Genomic DNA, 25,778 nt, shown 5'->3' on the forward strand with positions numbered 1-25,778 from the left:
AACGGGCTTTTGTTTGGCTATGATTGCCAAATTTTAAGGCCATTTTTATCTACTTTTGAGAGCAGATTTGATAGCACTTCACCATCTGGAAATATTAAATTCGGGGCGATTTCTGCCAGTGGGTAGAGAACAAACTCTCTTTCTTTCATTCCATAATGAGGAACGATAAGGCGATCAGAATCAATAGTGTTATTTCCGTAAAGTAGAATATCTAAGTCGAGAGTTCTTGGCCCCCAACGTTCTTTTTTACGAACTCGACCATGTTCTAACTCAATCGCTTGAGTTGCATCTAACAACATAATGGCTGGCAATTCTGTCTGTATTGCTACCACAGCATTAATGTAATCAGGCTGCTGCTGTGGCCCCATTGGAGTACTACTATATAATGAAGAGGCGGTTAAAAATTGGCTCTTTGGCAAACCTTTCAATGCTTTTATTGCATTTTTTGTTTGCGTAACGGGATCGTTCAGGTTACTGCCAATCGCAATATAAACCGTCTTCATTCTTTTGGTTTGCTCTTATTTTTATTTCGATAATTTTTACGTCGTCGAAAGTTTGTTTTGTCTTGACCGAGTTCATTACTCATCGTTTGGCGAGCATTTCTGCCAGAGTTTTGGTAGGTTTGCCACCATTTTGCTAATTCTTTGGTTTCGCCTTGCTCAACTTCTCCGCGCATCTCTAAGAAGTCAAACCCTGCTCTGAATTTGTTTAATTCCATTAGACGACTTGCTCTTTTGCCATGTCTTCTTGGTAAACGTAATTGCAGTTGCCAAATTTCTCTAATTGTAGCGGTATGTCTTCGTGGTATTGCGATAGTTTTAACTTGTTTGTCCAATACAATATTACTGGCTTCCATAATGGCGTCATAGTAAGGCAAGCCTTTTTCACTCATCATTTGACGAGCGACACCAACAACTGGGTACCACAACATAGCGGCAAAAATAAAGGCAGGATTAACTCGCTTGCCATCATTAATCCGTTTGTCGGTCGATTCTAAAACCAGCTCGATCATATGTTCGGTGTCAGATTCTCCGGTATCGGTAAAGTATTCAGAAATCAGTGGAAATAATGGTCTAAATAGGTCGTAATCTCGCATCAATAAATAGGTTTCAAGCCCATTGCCTGATTGCAGAAGTTTTAATGACTCTTCAAAAAGACGTGCAGAAGGAATATCATCTAGTAAATGGGCGAGCTCAAGCATTGGATCAGCAGTTGTCGCACAAAGATCCATATCTAATTTAGCCGCAAACCTAACCGCTCTCAGCATACGAACTGGATCTTCGCGGTAACGCGTTTCCGGATCGCCAATTAGTCGAATTAGTCCGTCATCAAGGTCTTCTTTTCCATCGGCAAAATCGTAGATACTAAAATCGGCAATGTTGTAATACATCGCATTGATTGTAAAATCTCGGCGTTCGGCATCTTCTTCAATTGTTCCGTACACGTTATCTCTAAGTAACATGCCTTCATCTGATTGAGCCGAAACATTTTTTGCTGGTTCTTGATGGTGGCCACGAAACGTTGCGACTTCAATGATTTCGCGCCCAAACATAATGTGTGCTAAGCGAAATCGACGTCCTATGAGTCGACAGTTCTTAAATAAAGCTCTAATTTCTTCAGGTGTGGCATTAGTGGCTATATCAAAGTCTTTAGGTTTATGATTTAAAAGTAAGTCTCTTACTCCACCACCAACTAAGAATGCATCAAACCCTGCATTGCTGAGGCGGTATAGCACCTTCAATGCATTGTCACTAATGTCTTTACGGGAAATACCGTGGTCATTTCGTGTGATAATGTTCAGCTTAAATTCTCCAATATTATGGTGGTACTAAAAACGGTGCTAATAATAGCCTACACAACGTCATTTGAGAATGGTGTTGTTATCTCATTGGTATTGGGTAGTGTATTAATTGACCAGTTGGTGCATCCCCAAACGAGTATTTCGTCCAAATTAGCGGCTTCGACCTCTGGCGGCAAGGAAAATCCTAAAAATTGCATTGCTTTAATAAGCGTTGCTTTGGGCGATTTCAGGTCGATGGCTTTTGCATGATTCTGTTTAGATAATTTATTACCTGACGGGTCGGTTGCCAATGGTAAGTGTAAGTAACTAACAGGTGTTACATTGAGAAGGTGGTAGAGGCTAATTTGGCGTCCTGTAGGTTCGATTAAATCGGCCCCTCTAACAACTTCGGTTACATGTTGTTCAATATCATCTATTACAACAGCTAAATTGTAAGCAAAAAGGCCATCTCGACGTTTGATGATAAAATCTTCGTTTGCTAACGCTTGAGGAATGGTAATTCGTTTTTGCTTTATATCATCAAAATGATAAACAGGTTGGTCGACTCGCAATCGTATAGCGTTATTCATAGGAGAAGTCAGTTTTTTGTCTCTACAGAATCCGAGATAAAAGCCGCCTTGTGCTTTTATCTGTTTTCTTGAACAGTCACAAAAAAACGCTTGGCCGTTATTTAACCATTTATCGATGTAAGCTTGATAGACTTCGTGTCGTTGGCTTTGATACATGACGTCACCATCCCAATAGAGATGATAAGCTTCTAGAGAACGCAATATCAAGCTAGCAGCGCCTGGTACTTCTCTTGGTGGATCGAGATCTTCCATTCGAACCAACCACTGGCCTTGATTGGATTTCGCCTGAAAATAGCTTCCGAGTGCTGCAACTAATGAACCGAAATGTAATGGTCCTGAAGGAGAAGGAGCAAAGCGACCAATATAGTTCATATTTGGATTAGTTTTTCGTTTAGGGAGTAATGGGTTTTCTGTTTAGAGCGACTAAATAATAGCAAAAAAACAGTAATAGTTTAAAGCGAATACAATAAAAATAACCACCGCAAAAAGGGAGCAAAAGCTCCCTCAAATTTTTGCTGCAAGGTTAACCTTGCATTTGTCTTTCTTTCATTTCAGCAAGTGTTTTACAATCGATACATAAATCGGCTGTAGGACGAGCCTCTAAACGACGTATGCCTACTTCGACACCGCAAGATTCGCAAAACCCAAAATCGTCTTCTTCGATCTTCTTCAACGTTTTTTCAATTTTTTTGATTAAACGACGTTCGCGATCTCGGTTACGTAATTCAAGGCTGAACTCTTCTTCTTGTGAAGCTCTATCAACTGGATCTGGGAAGTTTGCAGCTTCATCTTGCATATGATGCACTGTTCTTTCAACTTCATCTCTAAGTTGGTCTCGCCATGCTCCTAAGATTTTAGCAAAGTGAGCCATTTGTTCTGGTGACATATATTCTTCACCAGCTTTCTCTTGGTAAGGCTCAACGCCCGCTATGGCTAAAATACCTAGCGCTTTTTTCTTCTCTGGCATACCACTTCTCCTACTGACACCAACATCAACTGACTTGCAGTTAATTTTAGGCGCGTATCTATATCAGAAAAAAAAGCTGGAAGCAAACACTGAAATTCCATTTTGCTCGCTGTGTGAACATTGCATCATTTTTGGTTCATCATTTAATAAAATCAATTGACGAAATAAGTTGCATACTGTTCATTGAAATATCTGCTTTATAACAGAGTATTTCCACACCAGCTTTTCTTGCTTGCTCTAGTAATAATGAATAATTTGCATCTATATGGTGTGCTGCGGATACTTTTTCAATACCTGAATGTAAAACAGCGAATAAAAGTACGGCTCGATTGCCATTATTGACCATTTCTGTGAGTTCGCGCAGGTGTTTTTGTCCTCGAGTAGTCACTGCGTCGGGAAAATAGCCAATACCTTGAGCACCTAGCAAGGTGACACTTTTTACTTCTATGTAGCAAGGTTGGGTATTTTTCGACTCAAGTAAAATATCTATTCGGCTATTTTCGCTACCATATTTTACCTCAGTTTTGAGCGTTTCGTATCCCTTTAATTCTGAAATAATATTGTTATTGATAGCCTCTACAGCAAGCGTATTTGCTCTAATAGTATTAATACTAATCATATCGCCCTGTTGAGTTTGACTAATCTCCCAACTATTTGGATACTTCCTTTTTTGGTTGCTAGACGTGGAATACCAAATGGTATTGCCGGGATCTGCACATCCGGTCATTGCACCTGTATTTGCGCAGTGTATGGTGCGAACTTCACCACTTGGAAGTTCGATATCGGCCAAAAACCGTTTATAACGTTTTATCAATGTTGCGCATTCTAACTTCGGTTCAAAGTGCATATTATCTCGGTTTTCATTACAATCTATATATTAAGTAAATCATAAGGTTCTACCTTGTCACAACTACCAATTGAATCTGTTATCTCTGATTTGTTGACTCAGATAAATCTGAGTAATCAAATTATCCTTAAAGCGCCACCGGGTGCAGGTAAGTCAACATTTTTTCCACTTGAGTTAATTCGGAATAATATTATTGAAGGCAAAATTGTCATGCTAGAACCAAGGCGTTTAGCGGCAAAAAATATTGCTCATTATTTAGCGAAGCAACTGGGTGAAAAAGTAGGAGAACGTGTTGGTTTTCGAGTAAGAGGCGAGACCAAGGTTAGTTCTAAAACTAAGTTAGAGATAGTGACCGAAGGTGTAATGACTAAAATGCTTCAGTCTGATCCTGAATTAACTGGAATTGGCTTACTTATTTTTGATGAATTTCATGAAAGAAGTATTCATGCCGATACGTCTTTGGCTTTTGCGTTAGAAGTGCAAGATGCACTGAGAGACAATCTAAAGATTTTGTTGATGTCAGCAACACTTGATAATAATGCATTGTATAACGTATTACCTGAAGCTAAATACATTGAATCTGAAGGTCGAAGTTATCCTATTGATTACCAATATTCTCCTTTGGGTGTTAATGACGGGTTAATTACTGGGGTTGTGAAAGTTATTCAGCGCACCTTATCCAACGAACATGGTTCAGTATTAGTGTTTTTGCCAAGTGTCGGTGCGATTAAAAGTGTGGCTTCTGCGTTAGAGCGAACAGTTGACGATACACCAATCCTCCCTCTGTATGGAAGATTGACTTTTCAGCAACAGCAACAAGCGATAACGCCGAGCATAGACGGTAAACGAAAAGTAGTGTTAGCAACCAACATAGCAGAGACGTCGTTAACCATCGAAGGTATCCGTATTGTTATTGATTCTGGGTTGGAAAGAGTGGCTAAGTTTGATCTCAAAACTGGAATCACCAAATTGGAAGAAAGCCGCATAACTCAATCTTCTGCTATTCAAAGAGCGGGTAGAGCAGGACGTTTACAACAAGGGCTGTGTATTCGATTATATAGCGAAGAACAATATAAACAGCAAACGAGTACTCCCGAGCCTGAGATCCTGCGTTCTGATCTTTCGTCGTTATGCTTAGAACTGATTCAATGGGGCGTAACTGAAGTCAATCAACTCCGTTGGTTAGATATTCCTTTAGCAACTAACCTTTCTCAAGGTTTCGATTTATTAGAAAAATTAGGTTTGATTACTGATGAGAAAAAATTAACGTCTGTTGGTTTGTCTGCGCAAAAATTAGGAATAGAGCCAAGACTTGGTGCCATGTTATCTAAACTACATTTACATCAGTTTGATGCAAAAGGTAATAACGACAGCAGCAGTGGTGATTTTATAAATCAGGATAATTTGATAATCACAGCCTTAGCGTTGATCGCTATGCTAGAAGAGTCTTCTCAAACTAATGTTGATATAGCCCAATCACTGTATTTATTGAAGGAAAAACGCCATCGAACTCAACACTCAATTGAAGCGAGAATTCGATATCTTGCGCAAAAAATAGGGTTCAAGTTTACACTCAATAAAATTGATGAAGATAACGCCGGTTTGTGTCTCGCATTAGCTTATCCTGATAGGATAGCCCAACAACGTCAAGGACGTGATGGGCAATTTTTATTTGCTAATGGCCATGGTGGCGCTATAGATAGCTTAGAAAATTTATCAACCCAAGAGTATATCGTGGCAGTCAATCTGATACGAAATCATAAACAAACCAGCCAAATATTTGCAGCAGCTAGTCTTAATATAAGCCGGCTATACCAACTTAACCCTAGCTTATTTGAATATAAAGAGTGGGTTGATTGGGATGATTTTAAAGGTCAATTAATCGCTGAAAGACAATTAAAATTGGGCAAGTTAATTATATCTGTTCAACCATTACCAAAACCTGATGCAAAAAAAATGACACAAGCATTGCTTAATTTTGTCAGACGTAAAGGGTTATCCTGCTTAAACTGGACGACATCGAGCCTTAGCTTGTTACAAAGAATACGCTGTGGCGTAGAGTGGTTTGAGGAAAAGTCTTGGCCTGATTTTTCTGAACAAGGCTTATTAGATAACTTAGAGACATGGTTAGAGCCGTTTATGACAGGAAAATTAACGGTAAAAAGCTTAACCAGTATTGATCTATCAAAAGCATTACGTGCTTACTTAGGTTGGCCATTGAATCAAGAGATAGATACATTGCTCCCAGTTTATTATCAATTACCGACTGGAAGTAAAAAATCAATTATTTATCAGCAAGGTTCAGAGCCTATAATCTCGGTTCGAATGCAAGAGGTATTTGGTGAAAAAGATTCACCATTAATTGCTGATGGTAGAAAACGAATTGTATTGGAACTTTTATCTCCAGCTTATCGCCCATTACAGATTACCTCTGATTTAGCCAGTTTTTGGACTGGAAGTTACCAAGAAGTGCGAAAAGAAATGAAAGGAAGATACCCTAAACATCCTTGGCCTGACGATCCGGTCAATCATGTTGCTACTACAAAAACTAAACGACAGTTGAAGTCATGATAAAGACAACAAATAGCTTAGGTAATCAAAATTACGTCAATGGCAATCGCGTAAAAAAAGCCAATAATATGAATAAAAATGAGATGATAAAAACCAGAAGCAATGCGACAAAAAAAACACCAGTAAAACGAAAATCACCGGCTAAAAAGAGCACGACTAAGAAAAAAACCACCACAAAAACTAAAGTAAAACAGAGTAATAATAAAAAAGGGTGGTTTAAGGTAATCTGGAGTTTCGGTTGGAAATTATCTGTTACGTTAGTCGCCGTGTTGGTTTTTGTCGGCATTTATTTCGATTCAATAGTGAAAGAAAAATTTGAAGGCCAAGTGTTTGATTTACCGACTGTGGTTTATGCACGAGTGCTAAACTTATCACCTGGTATGGAGCTTAGCTTGCAAGAAATGCTGCAAGAGTTGGATGTCTTGGCCTATAGAAAAGTACAGAATCCAAAACATGTGGGAGAGTATTCTGCTTCATCGACAAAAATAGAGTTAATCAGGCGTCCTTTTGATTTTGAAGACGGCCCTGAACCCGATCGACATGTAATGTTGCATTTTGATAATCTAGGTTTGAAACGGATTGAGTCTTTAGAAAAAAAAGGCGATCTTGGTTTTTTAAGAATTGAACCGAAAATGCTTGGCATGTTGGAAAAGCAGGTGAGTGAAACGCGTCTTTATTTAAAGCGTAATCAATTTCCTGAGTTTTTAGTTGATGCATTACTTGCAACCGAAGATAGAAACTTTTATCAGCATGATGGCGTTTCTCCAACTTCGATACTTAGAGCATTAGTTGCCAATATCAAAGCTGGTCGTACCGTTCAAGGCGGAAGCACCTTAACTCAACAATTGGCAAAAAACTTGTTTCTGAGTCGGGAAAAAACGATTTGGCGAAAAATTCGCGAAGCTTACATTGCTTTGATTCTAGATTATAGATACGACAAAGATAAAATCTTAGAAGCATATTTAAATGAAGTGTATTTAGGTCAAAGTGTTGGACAAGCGGTACATGGATTTGGTTTGGCGTCTCGGCTGTATTTCGGCGCGCCAGTACAAGAGCTAAGGTATGATCAGCTCGCGTTGCTAGTGGGAATGGTGAAAGGCCCATCTTATTATAATCCAATTAAAAATCCGCAAAGAGCGAGAGAGCGACGAGATCTAGTGTTGCGACTTATGATGCGACAAGAATATTTAACCGCGAGTCAATATGATCAAGCGGTAAGTCGAGATCTAGATATTCAAGACAATCCACGAATTGCTCGTCGACAACCTGCTTATTTTCAACAATTAGCCAATGAGTTAAAACAAAAGGTCGGAGATAAATTTAACACATTGGCCGGACTCACTCTGTTTACTACCTTAGATCCTGTCTCGCAAACGATGTTAGAGCAAGCGGTACAGAAAAAAATACCAGAACTAGAAAAATACAGCGGTAAAGGATTAGAAGCCGCAGCCATTGCCGTTGACCGAAAAACGGGTGAAATTAGAGCGATGGTCGGAGGGAAACGTATTGGGTATGACGGTTTCAATAGAGCATTAAATGCAAGCAGACAAATTGGATCATTGGTTAAGCCTGCCGTGTATTTAACTGCATTATCCGATCCTGAACATTATAATTTAGCAACATCACTTACTGACAAGCCGATTACTTTAAAAGGTAGTAAAGGTAGTGTTTGGCAGCCTAAAAACTTTGATAATAAATTTAGAGGAGACGTGCCACTTTATCAGGCAATGGCTAAGTCTATTAATATTCCAACAGTCAGGCTTGGGCTAGAATTAGGTATTGATAAGGTAACGGATACACTAGAAGCTCTTGGTGTGGACAGGCAAGAAATTCGTCCTGTGCCATCAATGTTTCTCGGTTCATTTTCACTCACCCCATTTCAGGTTGCGCAAATGTACCAAACGTTAACCAACTCTGGTCAAAGGGCATCACTCACTGCTTTGCGAGTGGTAAAAGATAACGATGATAATATTTATTATCAGTCAATGCCCAAAAAACAGAGAACGGTTGATCAACAAGCGGCTTGGCTTACGACTTACGCAATGAAAAAAGCGATTAGTGAAGGCACAGGACGTTATTTACATACCAAATATAGTTGGGCTGCGTTGGCGGGTAAAACAGGCACAAGTAACGATAGCAGAGATAGCTGGTTTGTTGGTGTCGATGGGCGAGAAGTGGTGACATTATGGGTTGGACGAGATGATAACAAACCAACTAAATTGACAGGATCTAGCGGTGCTTTGCGTGTGTATAGCGACTATCTCTCCTCTAGAATTCCACAGAGGTTGACACTACCTTGGCCAAAAGACATGGTTACCATCGGCTTTAAGCAACAAAAAAATGGCCAGTATGAACTAGATTGTGACAATAAGTATAAGCTGCCAATTTGGGATAAAAATCATACTTTAAAGGATTCTTGTGCAAGTATGACCCCATGGTTTAAAAAATTATTCAATTGATATAATCAGAGTTTTTATCGCTGTTTATTCAACTTTATGCAAAGGGATTAATGTGAAAAGTAAGGATCTACTTATTCGTTGTTGGTATTTGATCATAGCTTTATTGGTTCTTCAGACCAATGGTACGTCTGCTGAGACTGGAGCACTTGTCGGCTCTGGAGTCATTGTTGAGTCTGAAATACCAGTTGAGTCTGAAATACCGGTTGACTCAGAACTTGTTGTTAACGCGAAAATGGCAGACATTTCCAAAAAAAAATCACGACCTACTATTGCATTAGTTCTTGCCGGAGGAGGAGCAAAAGGCGCGGCTCACATAGGTGTCCTTAAAGCGCTCGAAGAGATGTATGTGCCGGTTGATATTATTACTGGTACAAGCATGGGCGCATATATTGGGGGTTTATATGCAACCGGAATGAGTGCCGACGAAATTGAATCACTCATTTACTCAACGGAATGGAACGATGGTTACAGAGATAGAGTGGACAGAAGTGAACTTAGAGTCATTCAAAAATCGCACGAAGATCATTACCAGATAAATACAGATTTAGGTGTTCGATTTGGTGAATTACGCTCCCCTAAAGGCGTGGTTCAAGGGCAAGGAATGATGCAGATCTTACGTGTCACTTCAGGAAACTTACCTACCTTTCAATCTTTTGACCAATTGCCTATTCGATACCGAGCGGTTGCTACTGATATCATTGATTTAAAACCAGTTGTTCTTGAAAAAGGCTTGTTGGCGGATGCAATGATGGCAAGTATGTCGGTTCCTGGAGCTTTACCTCCTTATGAAATTGATGGTCGCTTATTGGTTGACGGAGGGGTAACCAATAATATGCCAGTAGATTTAGCCAAAGAATTAGGTGCGGATATTGTTATCGCTGTTGATATTAGTACGGAGTATTTTAATAAGGAACAGATGAGTAATTTTGTCACCGTAGGTGGTCAATTATCGAATTATCTTGTCCGTCGTACCACCGATGAGCAAACCCAATATTTAACAGATCAGGATACCTTATTAAGGCCAACCGTTGGTGATATGGAGACAATGGAGTTTGATAAAATGCCTGTAGCTTATACTCAAGGGTATGACGTTGCACAAAAAGAGAAACAGGCGTTATCGCGTTATTCTGTATCAACAAGCGAATATCAACAGTATATTGATCATAAAGAAAAGCTGAGACGCGAGCTGATTTATGGCGATGACCTCGTAGTGGATCGTATTACTTTGAATAATAATTCCCATTATGATGATAGGTTAGTATTAAATAAATTAGCCATCGAAAAAGGCAACAAAATATCCACTGAATCTTTGGAAAAAAGTGTGCGTAACCTTTACGCTATTGATCGGTTTGAAACCGTCGCTTACCACTTTGAAACAAATAATGATGAAACGAATTTAATCATTGATGTTAAAGAGAAAGAGTGGGGGCCCAATTATATGAACTTTCGTTTGTTTGTAGAGGAGGATTTTGCATCAGACAGTGAATATTCTTTGGGTTTTTCAACCAATTTTACTGGCTTAAATAGTGCCGGTGCAGAATTAAGGTTTAATCTAGACTTTGGTACCGATAGACAAGTCGCATTGATTTGGGAATCTCCTTTTTTATTCAGCCCTAGTTTAATGAATATGGCGAGTGTGGTTTACAGTAAAGATCAAAAAAGTACGCCGATAGGCGGTTATTTGAGTGGTTCACCTTTGGATATGACCGACAACTCCTTATCGACAACTTATACTGATTTTACTGTTGAAGCTGCTATTGGCTATCAGCCTGAATTTTGGCATGCCTCTTACCTGGGATTAAGATATATCGACGGCTCAGCAAATTTAACCACACTGCCTATTTTAGGGAATGCTGACTACACTCGAAGAGGCGCTTTCGTTCACTATCGATTGGATACTTTAGATGATTATAGTCTTCCTACTTCCGGTTTTTTAGTCGATTTAGATTACTTCATTTCCGACGATTCAGTCAGTGGTAGTCGACTTTCTTACACTGATGCAACGGAACAGATTGAGTATAGTCATGATGTTGTACATGAAGTTTCTGCGAAATTTCGTGGTGCGGTTAGTTTTGACAAACATACTTTGGTTGCAGCGGCTGAATATGGCGTAGTAGCAGATAAAAGCAGTAACAATCCACCTATTCAACCTAAAGAGTTGGGTGGTTTTTTACGTTTGTCTGGCATATCGAGAGACAGTTTAGTCGGCGATAATTTATTATTTGGTAGTGTTGTATACCGCTATAAATGGTTTGACAACGATTTTGGACTCTTTACAGCACCTGTCTATTACGGTGCATCGTTGGAGTATGGCGGCGTCTGGTCTGATACCGATGTGTCCGCTTCTGATGCTCCATTATATATGGCAGGTTCGGTATTTGCTGGTGTAGCATCTCCTATTGGACCGATAGTATTTGCTTTTGGCATGACGGAAGAAAATCACCAATCCTATTATTTGATTCTGGGTCAGACGTTTTAGTTGTAGATGAGTGAATGATTGTTTTTATTGATATGAGCATTTTAAACTACAACTTTAGTCGTAACTTGCTATGTTGGTCAATATGATTAGATTTTAATTTTTCGTTAAATTTGCTATATTCCTCGCACAGTTTGGTCTTTGCCACTATTGATCATTAGCAAGAAATCAACAGCGAAAAAAGTGGTGAGCCATATTTCCAAGGATGTTTGTATTTTTAAATATAGACCGTAATAAGAGGAATAAGTCGTGCTTGAAGCCTATCGTAAACACGTCGAAGAGCGTGCAGTAGAAGGAGTTGTACCTCAACCCCTAAATGCTGAGCAAGTTGCTGCTCTTGTAGAGCTTGTTAAAAATCCCCCAGAAGGTGAAGAAGAAGTACTTCTTGAACTTTTTGAAAATAGAATTCCACCAGGAGTAGATGAAGCGGCTTATGTCAAAGCTGGCTTTTTAACTGCTTTAGCAAAAGGAGAAGCATCTTCTCCGCTCATTAACAAAGAGAAAGCGACCGAATTGCTTGGTACTATGCAAGGCGGCTATAACATCGAATCACTAATCGATTTATTAGAAGACGACACGTTAGCACCGATTGCAGCTAAGGCACTTTCACACACATTGCTAATGTTCGATTCGTTTTATGATGTAGAAGAAAAAGCAAAAGCTGGCAATGCTTATGCCAAGCAAGTTATTACGTCTTGGGCAGAAGCTGAATGGTTTTTATCTAAGCCAGAATTGCAAGAAAAAATCACACTAACTGTGTTTAAAGTAACTGGTGAAACTAACACGGATGATCTCTCTCCTGCACCTGACGCTTGGTCTCGTCCAGATATCCCTTTGCATGCTTTAGCAATGTTGAAAAATGCACGAGAAGGCATAGAACCTGATGTTCCAGGTTCAGTTGGTCCAATTAAGCAAATAGCTGCTCTACAAGAAAAAGGTCATCAATTAGTCTATGTTGGTGATGTTGTCGGAACGGGTTCTTCGCGTAAATCAGCAACAAACTCAGTATTATGGTTTATGGGAGATGACATTCCTTATGTACCGAATAAAAAAGCCGGCGGATACTGTCTTGGCGGTAAAATTGCCCCAATCTTTTTCAATACCATGGAAGATGCTGGCGCCTTACCAATAGAAGTTGATGTTGCTAAGTTGAATATGGGCGATGTTATTGATGTGTTCCCGTATGAAGGTAAAGTGACTAACCATGAAACGGGCGCTGTCTTAGCTGAATTTAAGCTTAAAACAGATGTACTGATTGATGAAGTAAGAGCCGGTGGACGTATTCCGCTTATTATTGGACGTGGGCTTACAGATCGTGCTCGTGAATCTCTAGGGTTAGACGCTTCAGATGTTTTCCGTCGTCCAGTTGCTGTTGCCGATACTGGCAAAGGTTACTCATTAGCACAAAAAATGGTTGGTAAAGCTTGTGGCGTTGAAGGTATTCGCCCTGGGACTTACTGTGAACCTAAGATGACAACTGTTGGTTCTCAAGACACAACGGGACCAATGACTCGAGATGAACTCAAAGATTTGGCGTGTTTAGGTTTCTCTGCCGATTTAGTTATGCAGTCTTTCTGTCACACATCTGCTTATCCAAAACCAATAGATGTAAATACTCACCATACATTGCCTGATTTTATTAGAAATCGAGCTGGCGTTTCATTACGTCCAGGTGACGGTGTTATCCACTCTTGGTTAAACCGTATGCTATTACCCGATACTGTGGGTACTGGGGGCGATTCACATACTCGTTTCCCTCTTGGTATTTCTTTCCCTGCCGGTTCTGGCTTGGTTGCTTTTGCCGCAGCTACAGGGGTTATGCCATTGGATATGCCTGAATCAATCTTAGTTCGCTTTAAAGGTGAAATGCAACCGGGTATTACTCTACGTGATTTAGTTCATGCTATTCCACTGTACGGTATAAAACAGGGGCTTTTGACCGTAGAAAAAACAGGAAAAATTAATGAGTTTTCTGGCCGAGTATTAGAGATTGAAGGTGTAGAACATCTTACAGTTGAGCAAGCTTTTGAGCTCTCTGATGCTTCAGCAGAACGCTCTGCGGCAGGTTGTACAGTTAAGCTTTCTGAAGAGTCAATATCAGAATATCTGAACTCTAATATTGTTATGCTTAAATGGATGATCTCAGAAGGTTATGGTGATCGCCGTACTATCGAGCGTCGTATTAAGTCTATGCAAGAATGGCTAGCGAATCCTGAATTAATGGAAGCGGATGGTGATGCTGAATATGCTCATGTTATTGAAATTGATTTAGCTGAAATTAATGAACCTATTTTGTGTGCACCTAATGATCCTGATGACGCGCGTTTGCTATCAGAAGTACAAGGTACAGCAATCGATGAAGTATTTATTGGTTCATGTATGACAAACATCGGACATTTCCGTGCTGCAGGTAAGCTTTTAGATAACTATAAAGGCCAACTTGATACTCGTTTGTGGATCGCACCTCCAACTAAAATGGATAAAGATCAGCTAACTGAAGAAGGTTATTATGGGATATTTGGTCGAGCAGGAGTAAGAATTGAAACCCCAGGTTGTTCATTATGTATGGGTAACCAAGCTCGTGTTGCGGATAATGCCACAGTAATGTCTACATCGACTCGTAACTTCCCTAACCGTTTAGGTACAGGGGCGAATGTTTATTTAGCTTCTGCCGAATTGGCATCTGTTGGTGCTATTTTAGGCAAAATTCCTAGTAAAGAAGAGTACTTGGAATACACTAAACAGTTAGATGCAACCGCATCGGATACCTACCGCTATTTGAACTTCCATAAAATGGGACAGTACACAGATAAAGCGGACACGGTCATCTTCCAAGAACCAGCTTAAAGTCTAAATAATTTATTTTAGTCTAAATAGAACCCGCTTATTTTAGCGGGTTTTTATTTGTAAAGTTGATACTAAAAAATCATGCATAACTTGATATAATGAATATATGTGCTATGTCTTAATAATGAGACGAAAAATTGCATAGAATGGCTTAATAATGGGACAGTAAATTTGCGGTTCAAAACTCGACTATTTTCTGTTAGTGATATTATCTCAAAATGATAAAGGATTTTTGAATGGGAACTCAATTCCGTATGGATTCTGTCCCCGGTCCACTCGTCGTGGTAAGCGGTAAGCATGAACCTTGGTTGTCTGTTTTAGAACAAGCTGGTTGGCAATGTCAAAGGTGTGCTGACTTACGTAAAGCCGATACATTGTTGCTTGATATAGGGCCTTGTATAGGGATTGTTGATCTAAGTCAGGATGAATTTAGTTTAAATGGAATCGCTAATTTAGTCAGTCGATATAAGCATGTACGTTGGATTGCGTTTATTAGAGAATCGCAGTTAAACTCCGATACCATTTGCCAGTTTATCGTTAATTTTTGTATTGATTTTTTCACCTCTCCTATTCCAGATGCACAACTATTAAGTACCATTGGCCATCAATCTGGCATGCTAAAATTAGAAAAAAATGTATGGCCTGATTACGGCAATACTAAAAATATGGGCATTTCTGGTGAATCAATTTCAATTAAACGTTTACGAGAACAAATAAGGCGTATCGGTTCGACTGATGTGAGCATTGTTATTTATGGTGAAAACGGTGCAGGAAAAGAAAGCGTTGCTAAAGCCGTGCATAATATGTCAGCACGAGCTAACGAACCTTTTGTGGTCGTTAATTGTGGCGCTCTTTCTGAATCTAGGATGCAAGAAGATATTTTTGGTATCGGAGCAGAAGAAGGGACGAAGAGTTATCTAGAGCAAGCTAATGGCGGAACTATCTTTTTTAACGATATTTTAACGTTACCTTATTCACAACAGAAAAATTTATTGCGATTCATGCGTGATGGAAAAATTGAGTCGGATAATAGTAGTAAAGAACTGAATGTTAGAGTACTTACTGCATACAGCTCAGATATTGAAAAAGCTCTAATTGATAAAGATTTTAACGAAGAACTTTATCACTATATTAATGTATTAAGAATTAATGTTCCTAGCCTTAAAGAAAGAGCAGGGGATATTACTATTTTGGCTCGACAATTTTTGAGAGAGTTCTCTAAAGATTATAATGCTCAAGCGAAAGATTTTTCCGATGAAGCTCTTAAAGCGCTGACACAATATCATTGGCCAGGAAATGTAAGAGAGTTGATGAATCAGATTAAACGCGCGGTTTTGATGTCGGACAGTGAGATTATCGATGTTAACCAATTAGACTTACCACAAATATCAAATGATAAACGTAGTCTTAAAGTTATCAGAGAAAATGCAGAACGCGATGCGTTGATTTATGTTCTAGAATCGTATGATGGTCAAGTCTCACCTGCGGCTAAAGAGTTGGGTGTTTCAAGGGCGACTATGTACCGATTATTGAATAAGCACAATCTTATTACAGAAGCCATTTAAGAAGAAGAAAGCCGATACAACATTGAATAGCTCCAGAGAAGAGTAGAAGTAGCTAAACTGGCGATGAGATCTAGATAAATAATCGATCTTTACACGGACAGAAGAGACTTTCGAAAATTAGCGAGTTGATCTAGATCTACTGGTAGCGGCTTTCGACTTTTAGCTTCAAGTAACCCTGCTTGTTTAAGCTTTTTACAATATCGGATGACGGTTGTTGTGTCACTGCCACTAAATTCACCTATTTCACGATAGGTCCACGGGTATTCTGGGTAAGTATCAAACATATAGTAGATGGTATCTAAAATCCGCTTTTTAGCGCTAAAGGCATTAAATTGCATTAAGCGTTTCTCCGCTTCTCCTAACTCTTCACAAACTTCACGCATGAGACGATTAGCTAACGATGGTGCAATTTTTTCCAGAGCAGTAAAATCGTTTACATTGATATGCACGATTTTACTGTCTAACATCGCGCGAGCTGTTGAGGGGTAATATTGTTCGGTAAACAGTGACCGATATCCAAAATATGCGCCTGGTCCATATATGCGTAGTAGTGTTTCTTTTCCATTTTCTGAAACTTGATACAGTCCGACTAAACCTTGTGCAACATAATAAAAACCACGCGCAGGTAAACCATTACGATAAACCAAATACTGTTTGGCAACGTCACAATAATTTACGTGTTCAATCAACTGTTGGTGAATATCTAAGCACATATCCGAGGAAAAAAACATTTAATAGCAGATGGATGTGTATACCTTACGCGAAAACCAAATTGCAGAATATGATCATCACCATAAATTATTCATCGTTGCATAGAGTAAAGTGCGATTAAATGAAATCGTTTACAAATGTTACATGATTTATTGGTGTGGCATAAAAGGGCTATGGTATGGATATTGGCAGTTTGATGACAGAGTTACTGACCGCAGAAGCCACCGGAATAAAATTGGGGTTAGGCAGTTTATTCGGTTTGTGTCTTGGACTTACTGGCGTAGGGGGTGGTGTGTTATTAATACCTATGTTGCAGTTATTCTGTGATATGTCACCAGTATTGGCAGTTGGTACCGCTAGCTTGATTTCCGCCTTAGTGAAGATAAATGTTTCGGTTATCCATGTAAGAGCAAAAAATGTGTCATGGCGACAAATTGTATTGCTATTTATTGGCGCCGTTCCGGTCACACTGATGGTAACTCAGTTGGTTGTATATTTAAATAATCATCCAGAGTATAAAGAGACGACTCAATCTTCTGTTGCAATGTTAGTCGCTTTGGTCATGATTGGTTCTCTTGCTTCAGTGTGCATCAAATTTCGTTCTCGTTATCATCAAGTTAACGAATCTGCTAACGGGACAGGCACCCAAGTTCTTGCTCAAATTACCGGGACACAAATTACCGGGACAGGCACGACTAGACACAAAACTAATGGCAAGAAAGCTCTACTATCAGGTATGTTTTGTGGCACGGTAATGGGCTCTACAGGTGTTGGTGGGGGCGTACTTTTACTGCCAATACTTAACAGTGTATTAAATATTGATATTAAAAAAGCGATTGGTTCTTCGGTAGTGTTGGCATTGTTTTTGTCTTCTGTTGCGGCACTAGGATACGCAAAAGGAGGACAAGTAGACGTTGTCACTGCACTGTTGTTTGTATTTGGTTCATTTTCTGGTGTGGCAATAGCCGCGCGTTTAATTCGTCAATTATCGGAAAAAATGACCTATATTATTACCATTTCTGTTATATCTATCAGTTTGTTATTGTACCTTTTTGCTTAGTGAGTAACGATATAGCTCAATGATGATAAAGTTTCTCTTGCATAGCTAGTTAGCTGGCTTTATCTTTTTGATCTAACTTGCTCTTTTTGAGTGAAAATGATGCTAATGACGGGTTGCAACCGAAAAGAAACTGGTCATTGATAATTGAAGGGAGTGATTATGATATCTAAATGGGCAAAGCGTTTCTATCAGATGGCTGAACTGGTCGCGTCATGGAGTAAAGATCCATCGACTCAAGTCGGTGCGGTGATAACAGAGAAAAATCGTATAGTCTCTGTAGGATTTAATGGTTATCCACATGGTGTTTCTGATAGTGCCAATACGGATGATCGTGATATGAAATACTTGAAAACGCTGCATGCCGAGGAAAATGCGATTTTGTTTGCCAAAAGAGCATTAGATGGTTGCGAGATTTGGGTGACACATTTTCCATGTCCAAACTGCGCGGCAAAAATTATCCAAACAGGCATATCGGCGGTTCATTGCCCAGAGCAAACAGACGATTTTTTATCACGCTGGGGGGATAAAATTACGGTCAGCCAAGATATGTTTTTGCAAGCAGGCGTTAAAGTTGATTGGTTAGCTATTTCTGAAATAAAGTAATCGTTTTGATATTAAGCAATCGTTCTAATATTAAGTAATATTTGATGAGTAAAGTTTTTTCGCAAATAAAACCCTCTAGGTAGGGTTTTAATTGGTTTTCCTGTTGCGCCAAAAGCTTCGGTTAGAACACGACTATTGGCAGCTTTTGGCCTCAGTTGTAACACTTCGCCATGTTTGGCGGTAATTTGCTCTACTTGCCCTAAAACGATCATTTCCATTAACTCTTCCCAATCTGCTTGTAGCTGTCTATCTTGTTCTTCATTCGGGCTCCATAAAATAGGTGAGCCTACTTTACGATCTGATAAAGGAATTTCACGCTCTCCTTCTACTGGGATCCAGAGAACTTTAGACAACTTTTGACGAACATGGCTAGTGTGCCAAGTTAAACCATGCACTCCAACTAATGGCGCAACACAAACGAATGTTGTTTCAAGCGGTGCGCCAGTATAACTAACTGGAATACTTTTTAACTCTATACCAAGGTCAATGAAATCTTGTTGGGGTTTGCTTCCTGCTTTGGCTCCTAAGTGCCATTCGAGTAACTGTCCTACCCAACCTTTGTCACGTTTTAAATTTGGTGGCATTGGTATGTTTGCGCTAGATGCTAATTCAGTAAAAGATGATCCAGCAATATCCAATGCTCTTTGCATAAGTTCAGCTTCTGTTTTAGGTTCAGGATTCATAAGTTGTCACAGCAAGTCAAAAAAGCAATGGTAACAAATTTGTGATTAGGAAAAGAATCTTTATGTTGATCCCATTTAGCCATTCACGTTCTATTTAGAGTTATCCACAGGTAAAAAAATAAAAACCGCGATTATTTTCTAACTGGATCAATTAACAGTAGTTTAGGGCCACTTTATCGATTGAAAAAAACAACAAATAATGAAACATGCTAGTATGACTGTGGATAAACATTATGGTGGTGGATCTTTGACCGATCAAAAATTATCAAAGATCTTTATAAAAGAAGATAGTATTAAAATAGCATTAAAACTATTTAACTCGTTGTTATTAAATTTAAAATTAAAAATTTTTAATCAGTTAAGTTTTTTGAACTGCTTATTGAGAAACCAATTAATATAGTTTAACAGTAATTCTTCACAAACTTATTCACAGAAAAAGTGAATAAATAACGGTAAGGTGGTTAGACTATGTTGATAACTACCAAAGTCAGTAAACCTAGTGTAAAAGTGAGTGTTGGTTAATAAATATTACTTAAATGTGGCGAGTAAATTTGCGACCTTTGGGGATATGTGGAAAAATCACAGTAACAAATATTTTTTTAGAGGTTGGCCAGTGATCGATGGCGATGGTTACCGCTTAAATGTGGGAATCGTGATTTGTAACAACCATGGTCAGGTATTCTGGGCTAAACGATACGGACAACATTCTTGGCAATTTCCTCAAGGGGGAATTGATGAAGGCGAAACTCCAGAACAAGCTATGTTTAGGGAGTTATACGAAGAAGTTGGTCTTACTAAACAAGATGTGAAAATCATCGCAACAAGTCGTCATTGGTTAAGGTACCGCCTACCAAAACGTCTTGTTCGTTGGGATTCTAAACCTGTTTGTATCGGACAAAAACAGAAATGGTTTTTATTACGTATGGTGAGCGATGAGTCGCAAGTCAATATGCAACGTGGTAATACCCCTGAGTTTGATGGTTGGCGGTGGGTTAGTTTTTGGTATCCTGTTAGGCAAGTTGTTTCGTTTAAACGCGATGTCTATCGGCGAGCAATGAAAGAGTTTGCATCTTTAGCTATGCCCTTTAAAGAACGAAAAGTAAAGGGTAAGCGAAAAAACCGTAGGGGATAACAATGCTAACTCAACTAAGGGACATAGTTGAAAAGGTTATGAAGCTTGATGATGTTCATCAAGCTTTAAACCTATTAGTTAAAGAAACGTGTCAAGCAATGCAAACAGACTGTTGTACAGTCTATTTGGCTAATGATGAGCATCAACGTTTAGAGTTAATGGCCACGCAAGGCTTACAGCTTAGAGGTAATTCAATTCAAATTGGTTACAATGAAGCACTTGTTGGTTTAGTGCGACGCAGCGCAGAACCGCTTAATTTAGCAGAAGCCTCAAAACACCCTAATTATAAATTCTTCCCTCAACTGGGCGAGCAAGTTTATAACTCCTTTCTCGGTACGCCAATAATACACCGCAAGCAAGTATTGGGTGTGTTGGTTATTCAGCAAAAGTCACCACGTTTGTTCAGCGAAATGGAGGAATCGTTTTTAGTAACTCTTGCTGCGCAAATAGCGGTCATAATTGCTCATGCACAAGCTCAAGGCCTCTGGCTACTCTCTGAGCAAGGCTCCGAAAAAACAACCGGTATTGCGGCTTCACCTGGGGTTGCTGTTGGTCCTTTTTGGTGGGATAACACTCAGCCTGAGTTGTCGGATGTGTTACCAGCATCAACGATCAATATTGAGCAAGAGCATGAATGGTTAATGCTGGCGATTGAAAGCGCTATTAATGACTTTCGACGTATGCGCAAAAAGTTTGATGGCGAACTAAATAAAGATGCTCTAGCTATCTTTGACTTATTTACTCACTTACTCAATGACCCTATGCTTCGTGCTGATTTAAAGGCACAGATCAACAAAGGTGATCGAGCTGATTGGGCTCTAAGGCAAGTAGTCGAGACCTATTCCTATCGATTTGCTCAAATGAGTGACGTATATATGCGAGAACGAGCTCAAGATATTAAAGAGCTCGGTCAGCGTTTACTTTACTTTTTACACAATTCTGAATCAGGTCAAATTGAACTAGATAAACCGGTTATTTTGGTTGTGAGTGAGCTCACGGCTTCAATATTAGCCAGTATACCCAAAGAAAAGCTGCTAGCTGTTGTGTCGCTCGAAGGCGCAGCGAACTCTCATGCTGCTATTTTATCTAGAGCATTGGGAGTACCTGCTATTATGGGCGCTGTCTTGTCTCCAGAATCGGTACATAATCGTATCGGAGTGGTGGACGGCTACAGCGGTGATATTCTTGTTGAGCCTAATGAGCAAATATTAGAAGAATATATAGCCTTACAGACCGAAGAGTATGAGCTGTCTCAAATGGTTGAAGGGGAACTTGCTCAAGAAGCCTGCACTCAAGATGGAAGTAGAATTGAAGTACTGCTTAATGCTGGTCTTAGTGCTGATTCTAATATTGCTATTAACCAAGGTGTTGATGGTGTAGGGCTATATAGAACTGAAATTCAGTTTTTAATGGAACATCGATTTCCATCCGAGGATGAACAAACTCAACAATATAGAAAAGTATTAGAAGCGTATTCAGGCAAAAATGTGGTGATGCGTACACTCGATATTGGTGGAGATAAGCCTTTACCTTATTTACCCATCGAAGAAGATAACCCATTTTTAGGATGGCGAGGGATTCGTTTTACCTTAGATCATCCTGATATATTTTTGATCCAATTCAGAGCGATGTTACGTGCCAGTGTTGGGTTAGATAATTTGCGTATTTTATTGCCGATGATCGCCAGTTGCCAAGAAGTTGACGAAACATTGGTATTGTTAGATCGGGCGTATACCGAAGTTAAAAAAATTGAACCTCAGGTGAAAAAGCCAAAAGTCGGTATTATGGTGGAAGTGCCTTCTATGATTTACCTATTGCCTATGCTGGCGAGTAAGGTCGATTTTGTTTCAGTTGGCAGCAATGATCTTACTCAATATTTGTTAGCGGTTGACCGAAATAACTCCAGAGTCGCTGGTATATATGAGTCGATTCACCCTGCAGTACTTCTTGCCTTAAAGCAAATTTTAGATACTTGCAATCAACATAACATTCCTGTGAGTCTATGTGGCGAATTAGCCGGAGATCCAGTTGGCGCACTGTTGCTGGTTGGTTTAGGTTACACCACATTGAGTATGAATACTTCGAATGTTGCTCGAGTAAAATACTTACTCAGACAGTCCACTATGTCTGATTTACAATCGTTTGCCGAACAATCATTGACTAAGCAATACAGCAAAGACACTTATTCTATGATGTTCAAGTATTTAGAAGATAAAGATCTTGCCGGCTTTACTCGCGCAGGGAAAAAATAGATCCTAGCGAATCAAAGCAACAATTAAATACAGTCTTCCCTATATTTTTTTTGTTTATCATAGGTAAAATGGTCGCATCAGATTTATCGCACGTGTCACTTAAAAGAGTAACTATTTATGCCTCAAGGCTTTATTGATTTCCCACAAATTGATCCTATTCTCGTTTCCATTGGTCCAGTATCTGTTCGTTGGTACGGATTGATGTATCTATTTGGTTTTATGTTTGCAATCTGGTTAGCCAACAGAAGAGCTGACAAACCCAATAGTGGTTGGACTAGAGAACAAGTTTCAGATTTGCTGTTTGCTGGTTTTTTAGGTGTTGTAGTTGGTGGTCGTGTTGGCTATGTTTTGTTTTATCACTTTGATCTATTCCTAGATGATCCACTGTATTTATTTAAAGTGTGGACGGGCGGTATGTCTTTTCACGGTGGTTTAATTGGTGTTATCTCTGCTATGGCATGGTACGGGTATCGCAATAAACGCGCTTTTTTCAGTGTCGCCGATTTTGTCGCCCCTCTTGTGCCATTTGGTTTAGGCCTTGGCCGTTTAGGTAACTTTATGAATGATGAGCTCTGGGGACGAGTGACTGATGTTTCTTGGGCGGTATTATTCCCGAGTGGTGGATATTTACCACGTCACCCTTCTCAACTTTATGAAGCTTTCTTAGAAGGTGTAGTGTTGTTTATTATACTAAATATCTTTATTCGTAAACCAAGACCAGCAGGCGCCGTGTCGGGCCTATTTTTGATTGGATATGGTGCATTTCGCTTTATCGTCGAGTATTTCCGCGAGCCAGACGAGCATTTAGGTCTATTTGGTAACTTTATTTCCATGGGACAAATTCTGTCATCTCCGATGATAATTATTGGTGTTTTGATGATGATTTGGGCCTATAAAACCGAACGCCAAGCAGTAAATAAAAAAGGGTGAGATTGTGAAACAGTATTTAGATTTGTGTCAACGCATTGTTGACGATGGCGTTTGGGTCGAGAATCGTCGAACCGGTAAGCGTTGTCTTACCATAATTAACGCCGATTTAACTTATGATGTAGCTAATAATCAATTCCCTTTAGTGACCACTCGAAAAAGCTTTTGGAAATCGGCGGTAGCTGAATTACTTGGTTATATTCGTGGCTATGATAGTGCAGAAGATTTCCGAAAATTAGGGACTAAAACTTGGGATGCTAATTCAAATTTGAATGAAGCTTGGTTGAATAATCCGCACCGTAAAGGTGATGATGACATGGGCCGAGTTTATGGTGTGCAAGGTCGAGCTTGGGCAAAACCGGATGGAGGGCATATCGATCAACTGAGAAAAATTGTTGACGACCTTTCTAACGGAATTGATGATCGAGGCGAAATTTTAAACTTTTATAATCCCGGCGAGTTTCATATGGGCTGCTTGAGGCCGTGTATGTATAGCCATCATTTCTCTTTGCTAGATGGCACTCTATATTTGAATAGTACCCAGCGTTCATGTGATGTGCCACTTGGTTTAAATTTCAATATGGTTCAGGTGTACGTATTTTTAGCTATCATGGCACAAATCACAGGTAACAAGCCTGGACTGGCTTATCATAAAATTGTTAATGGCCATATTTACGAAGATCAATTGCCTTTGATGAAGGATGTGCAATTAAAACGTAAGCCTTTATCGGCGCCGCAATTTAAAATAAATCCTAAAATTAAATCATTGGAAGATTTGGAAACGTGGGTGACATTGGATGACTTTGAAGTTGTTGGCTACGAGAGTCATGAAGCCATCAAGTATCCATTCTCGGTATAAAAGTCCCTTTTTTCAATATAAATAACTAATTGGATAGAAAATCCCCCAGTAACTTTCCATTACCGGGGGATTTTTATTTATACCTTGTTTACAGCCTAACTAACCGTTAAGTGGTAAGTGCTAATATCGTGCCTGGCATAACAATAAACACAACAACCAGATAAATGGCGACTACCGCTCTATTTTTTATCGCCATATCGGAAATAATATCCGCACCTTTGAGTGGTAACTCACGTAAGAAAGGAATACCAAAAATAAATACCGTGGCAAGGATATTAAAGGTTAAGTGAACCAAAGCGATCTGTAAGGCATAAACGGCAAACTCTCCTGTTACTGCTGTTGCAGCCAGTAAAGCAGTAATACATGTTCCTATATTCGCACCTAATGTAAATGGATAGATATCTCTTACTTTAAGGACACCTGTACCAACTAACGGAACCATTAGACTTGTTGTCGTGGATGATGATTGAACCAATACCGTGACAATAGAGCCGGACAAAATACCATGTAGTGGCCCCTTACCAATTGCACTTTGTAGAATGTTTTTCGCTCGACCAACCATCAACTTCTTCATTAATTTACCCATAAAAGTGATAGCAAAGAAGATGACACTAATACCAAGAGCAATAAGGACCACACCAGTAATTACATCACTAAAGCTACTGAGAAACTCTGTAAGGGATGAGATAACTGGTTTAGTTAATGGTTTGACAAAATTAAACCCCTTAATACTCATATCACCTGTAGCGAGCATAGGTGAAACGAGCCAATGAGAGATTTTTTCTAATAAACCAAACGCCATTTCGAGTGGTAAGAAGATGATAACGGCCAATAAATTAAAAAAATCATGAATGGTCGCACTGGCAAAAGCGCGTTTAAATTCATGCTTACATCTCATATGACCTAAGCTAACTAAAGTGTTGGTAATGGTTGTTCCTATATTGGCTCCCATGATCATTGGAATCGCTGTGCTTACAGGTAAGCCACCTGCAACTAAGCCGACAATAATAGACGTTACCGTACTTGACGATTGGATCAGAGCCGTAGCCACCAAGCCGATCATTAAACCTGCTACAGGATGTGAAGCAAACTCAAATAGTGTTTTTGCTTGTTCACCGACGGCAAGTTTAAAACCACCTCCAACCATAGATACAGCAAGAAGCAGTAAATAAAGCATGAATACCAAGTTAGCCCAACGCATAACATTAGCCATTGAACGTTGTTGTGGTGAGCCAGTTGTTGTCGCTTGGTTCATTTTTTTCTCCAGGACATAATACAAGTTAATTAACTTATCTGATGGGCATACTAGAGAGTAAATATTTCACTAATATTACATTTTTATAAAACTAATGTTTTATCTGTATTTATTTATTTGGCCTATTTTTAAAATGCATAAAAATATAACTATTTGTTTTTTAATGTTTATTTTTGATTTTAACTGGTGTTTTT

Annotated in this window: 19 protein-coding genes; 11 read left to right on the forward strand and 8 right to left on the reverse strand. The window is 39.3% G+C overall.

The features are described from left to right. Positions 1-17: 17 nt before the first annotated feature. The 5 genes from folK to sfsA form a co-directional block, all read right to left on the reverse strand. Complete coding sequence (gene folK, locus ACLKML_RS14455; protein WP_413283784.1) at positions 18-503, reverse strand: 2-amino-4-hydroxy-6-hydroxymethyldihydropteridine diphosphokinase; 486 nt, start codon at positions 501-503, stop codon at positions 18-20. Further along, complete coding sequence (gene pcnB, locus ACLKML_RS14460) at positions 500-1,816, reverse strand: polynucleotide adenylyltransferase PcnB (RefSeq protein ID WP_413285892.1); 1,317 nt, start codon at positions 1,814-1,816, stop codon at positions 500-502. Before pcnB ends, folK begins: the two co-directional genes overlap by 4 nt. A gap of 35 nt (positions 1,817-1,851) precedes the next feature. After that, the gene (gene gluQRS / locus ACLKML_RS14465) at positions 1,852-2,742 is read right to left on the reverse strand and encodes a tRNA glutamyl-Q(34) synthetase GluQRS (protein ID WP_413283785.1); all 891 of its coding nucleotides are present in this window, start codon (positions 2,740-2,742) and stop codon (positions 1,852-1,854) included. Between the two features lie 151 nt (positions 2,743-2,893). After that, positions 2,894-3,337 carry an RNA polymerase-binding protein DksA gene (gene dksA, locus ACLKML_RS14470; protein WP_317716871.1) on the reverse strand — a complete coding sequence of 148 codons (444 nt, stop codon included), beginning with the start codon at positions 3,335-3,337 and terminating at the stop codon, positions 2,894-2,896. A gap of 139 nt (positions 3,338-3,476) precedes the next feature. Beyond that, positions 3,477-4,184 carry a DNA/RNA nuclease SfsA gene (sfsA, locus tag ACLKML_RS14475; RefSeq protein ID WP_413283786.1) on the reverse strand — a complete coding sequence of 236 codons (708 nt, stop codon included), beginning with the start codon at positions 4,182-4,184 and terminating at the stop codon, positions 3,477-3,479. A gap of 54 nt (positions 4,185-4,238) precedes the next feature. Here sfsA and hrpB point away from each other — a divergent pair, with 54 nt between their 5' ends. From hrpB to ACLKML_RS14500, 5 genes are all read left to right on the forward strand, one after another. After that, on the forward strand, positions 4,239-6,755 hold the full coding sequence (gene hrpB / locus ACLKML_RS14480; RefSeq protein ID WP_413283787.1) for an ATP-dependent helicase HrpB: 2,517 nt from the start codon (positions 4,239-4,241) through the stop codon (positions 6,753-6,755). An 83-nt stretch (positions 6,756-6,838) separates the two neighbouring features. Further along, a complete protein-coding gene (mrcB, locus tag ACLKML_RS14485; RefSeq protein ID WP_413285893.1) occupies positions 6,839-9,214 on the forward strand; it encodes a penicillin-binding protein 1B in 2,376 nt (791 codons plus the stop codon). A gap of 52 nt (positions 9,215-9,266) precedes the next feature. Then, positions 9,267-11,693, forward strand: coding sequence for a patatin-like phospholipase family protein (locus tag ACLKML_RS14490; RefSeq protein ID WP_413283788.1), 2,427 nt, complete (start codon positions 9,267-9,269; stop codon positions 11,691-11,693). A 246-nt stretch (positions 11,694-11,939) separates the two neighbouring features. Next, positions 11,940-14,537 carry a bifunctional aconitate hydratase 2/2-methylisocitrate dehydratase gene (acnB, locus tag ACLKML_RS14495; RefSeq protein WP_413283789.1) on the forward strand — a complete coding sequence of 866 codons (2,598 nt, stop codon included), beginning with the start codon at positions 11,940-11,942 and terminating at the stop codon, positions 14,535-14,537. Positions 14,538-14,773: 236 nt separating this feature from the next. Then, complete coding sequence (locus ACLKML_RS14500; RefSeq protein ID WP_413283790.1) at positions 14,774-16,102, forward strand: sigma-54-dependent transcriptional regulator; 1,329 nt, start codon at positions 14,774-14,776, stop codon at positions 16,100-16,102. A gap of 89 nt (positions 16,103-16,191) precedes the next feature. On the opposite strand, the gene ACLKML_RS14505 is transcribed toward ACLKML_RS14500, so the two are convergent. After that, positions 16,192-16,833, reverse strand: coding sequence for a Crp/Fnr family transcriptional regulator (locus ACLKML_RS14505; RefSeq protein WP_413283791.1), 642 nt, complete (start codon positions 16,831-16,833; stop codon positions 16,192-16,194). Positions 16,834-16,991: 158 nt separating this feature from the next. Between ACLKML_RS14505 and ACLKML_RS14510 the strand changes: the two genes are divergently transcribed. Further along, entirely contained in the window at positions 16,992-17,873 is an 882-nt protein-coding gene (locus ACLKML_RS14510) for a sulfite exporter TauE/SafE family protein (protein ID WP_413283792.1), read from the forward strand. A gap of 159 nt (positions 17,874-18,032) precedes the next feature. Then, entirely contained in the window at positions 18,033-18,476 is a 444-nt protein-coding gene (locus tag ACLKML_RS14515) for a dCMP deaminase family protein (RefSeq protein WP_413283793.1), read from the forward strand. Between the two features lie 11 nt (positions 18,477-18,487). On the opposite strand, the gene mutH is transcribed toward ACLKML_RS14515, so the two are convergent. Then, positions 18,488-19,159, reverse strand: coding sequence for a DNA mismatch repair endonuclease MutH (mutH, locus tag ACLKML_RS14520; RefSeq protein ID WP_413283794.1), 672 nt, complete (start codon positions 19,157-19,159; stop codon positions 18,488-18,490). Positions 19,160-19,772: 613 nt separating this feature from the next. Here mutH and rppH point away from each other — a divergent pair. The 4 genes from rppH (at position 19,773) to ACLKML_RS14540 (ending at position 24,329) form a co-directional block, all read left to right on the forward strand. Next, positions 19,773-20,291: an RNA pyrophosphohydrolase gene (gene rppH, locus ACLKML_RS14525; RefSeq protein WP_317716857.1), complete on the forward strand. Its 519-nt coding sequence runs from the start codon at positions 19,773-19,775 to the stop codon at positions 20,289-20,291. 2 nt (positions 20,292-20,293) lie between these two features. Beyond that, positions 20,294-22,543 (forward strand): phosphoenolpyruvate--protein phosphotransferase, encoded by a 2,250-nt coding sequence (gene ptsP, locus ACLKML_RS14530; protein ID WP_413283795.1) that lies wholly within the window; start codon positions 20,294-20,296, stop codon positions 22,541-22,543. A gap of 117 nt (positions 22,544-22,660) precedes the next feature. After that, a complete protein-coding gene (gene lgt, locus ACLKML_RS14535; protein ID WP_413283796.1) occupies positions 22,661-23,473 on the forward strand; it encodes a prolipoprotein diacylglyceryl transferase in 813 nt (270 codons plus the stop codon). Between the two features lie 4 nt (positions 23,474-23,477). Further along, a complete protein-coding gene (locus tag ACLKML_RS14540; RefSeq protein ID WP_413283797.1) occupies positions 23,478-24,329 on the forward strand; it encodes a thymidylate synthase in 852 nt (283 codons plus the stop codon). A gap of 106 nt (positions 24,330-24,435) precedes the next feature. On the opposite strand, the gene ACLKML_RS14545 is transcribed toward ACLKML_RS14540, so the two are convergent. Next, on the reverse strand, positions 24,436-25,584 hold the full coding sequence (locus ACLKML_RS14545) for a Na/Pi symporter (protein WP_413283798.1): 1,149 nt from the start codon (positions 25,582-25,584) through the stop codon (positions 24,436-24,438). Positions 25,585-25,778 lie beyond the last annotated feature (194 nt).

The sequence above is a fragment of the Vibrio sp. MA40-2 genome (assembly GCF_047302445.1).
Classification (GTDB): domain Bacteria; phylum Pseudomonadota; class Gammaproteobacteria; order Enterobacterales; family Vibrionaceae; genus Vibrio.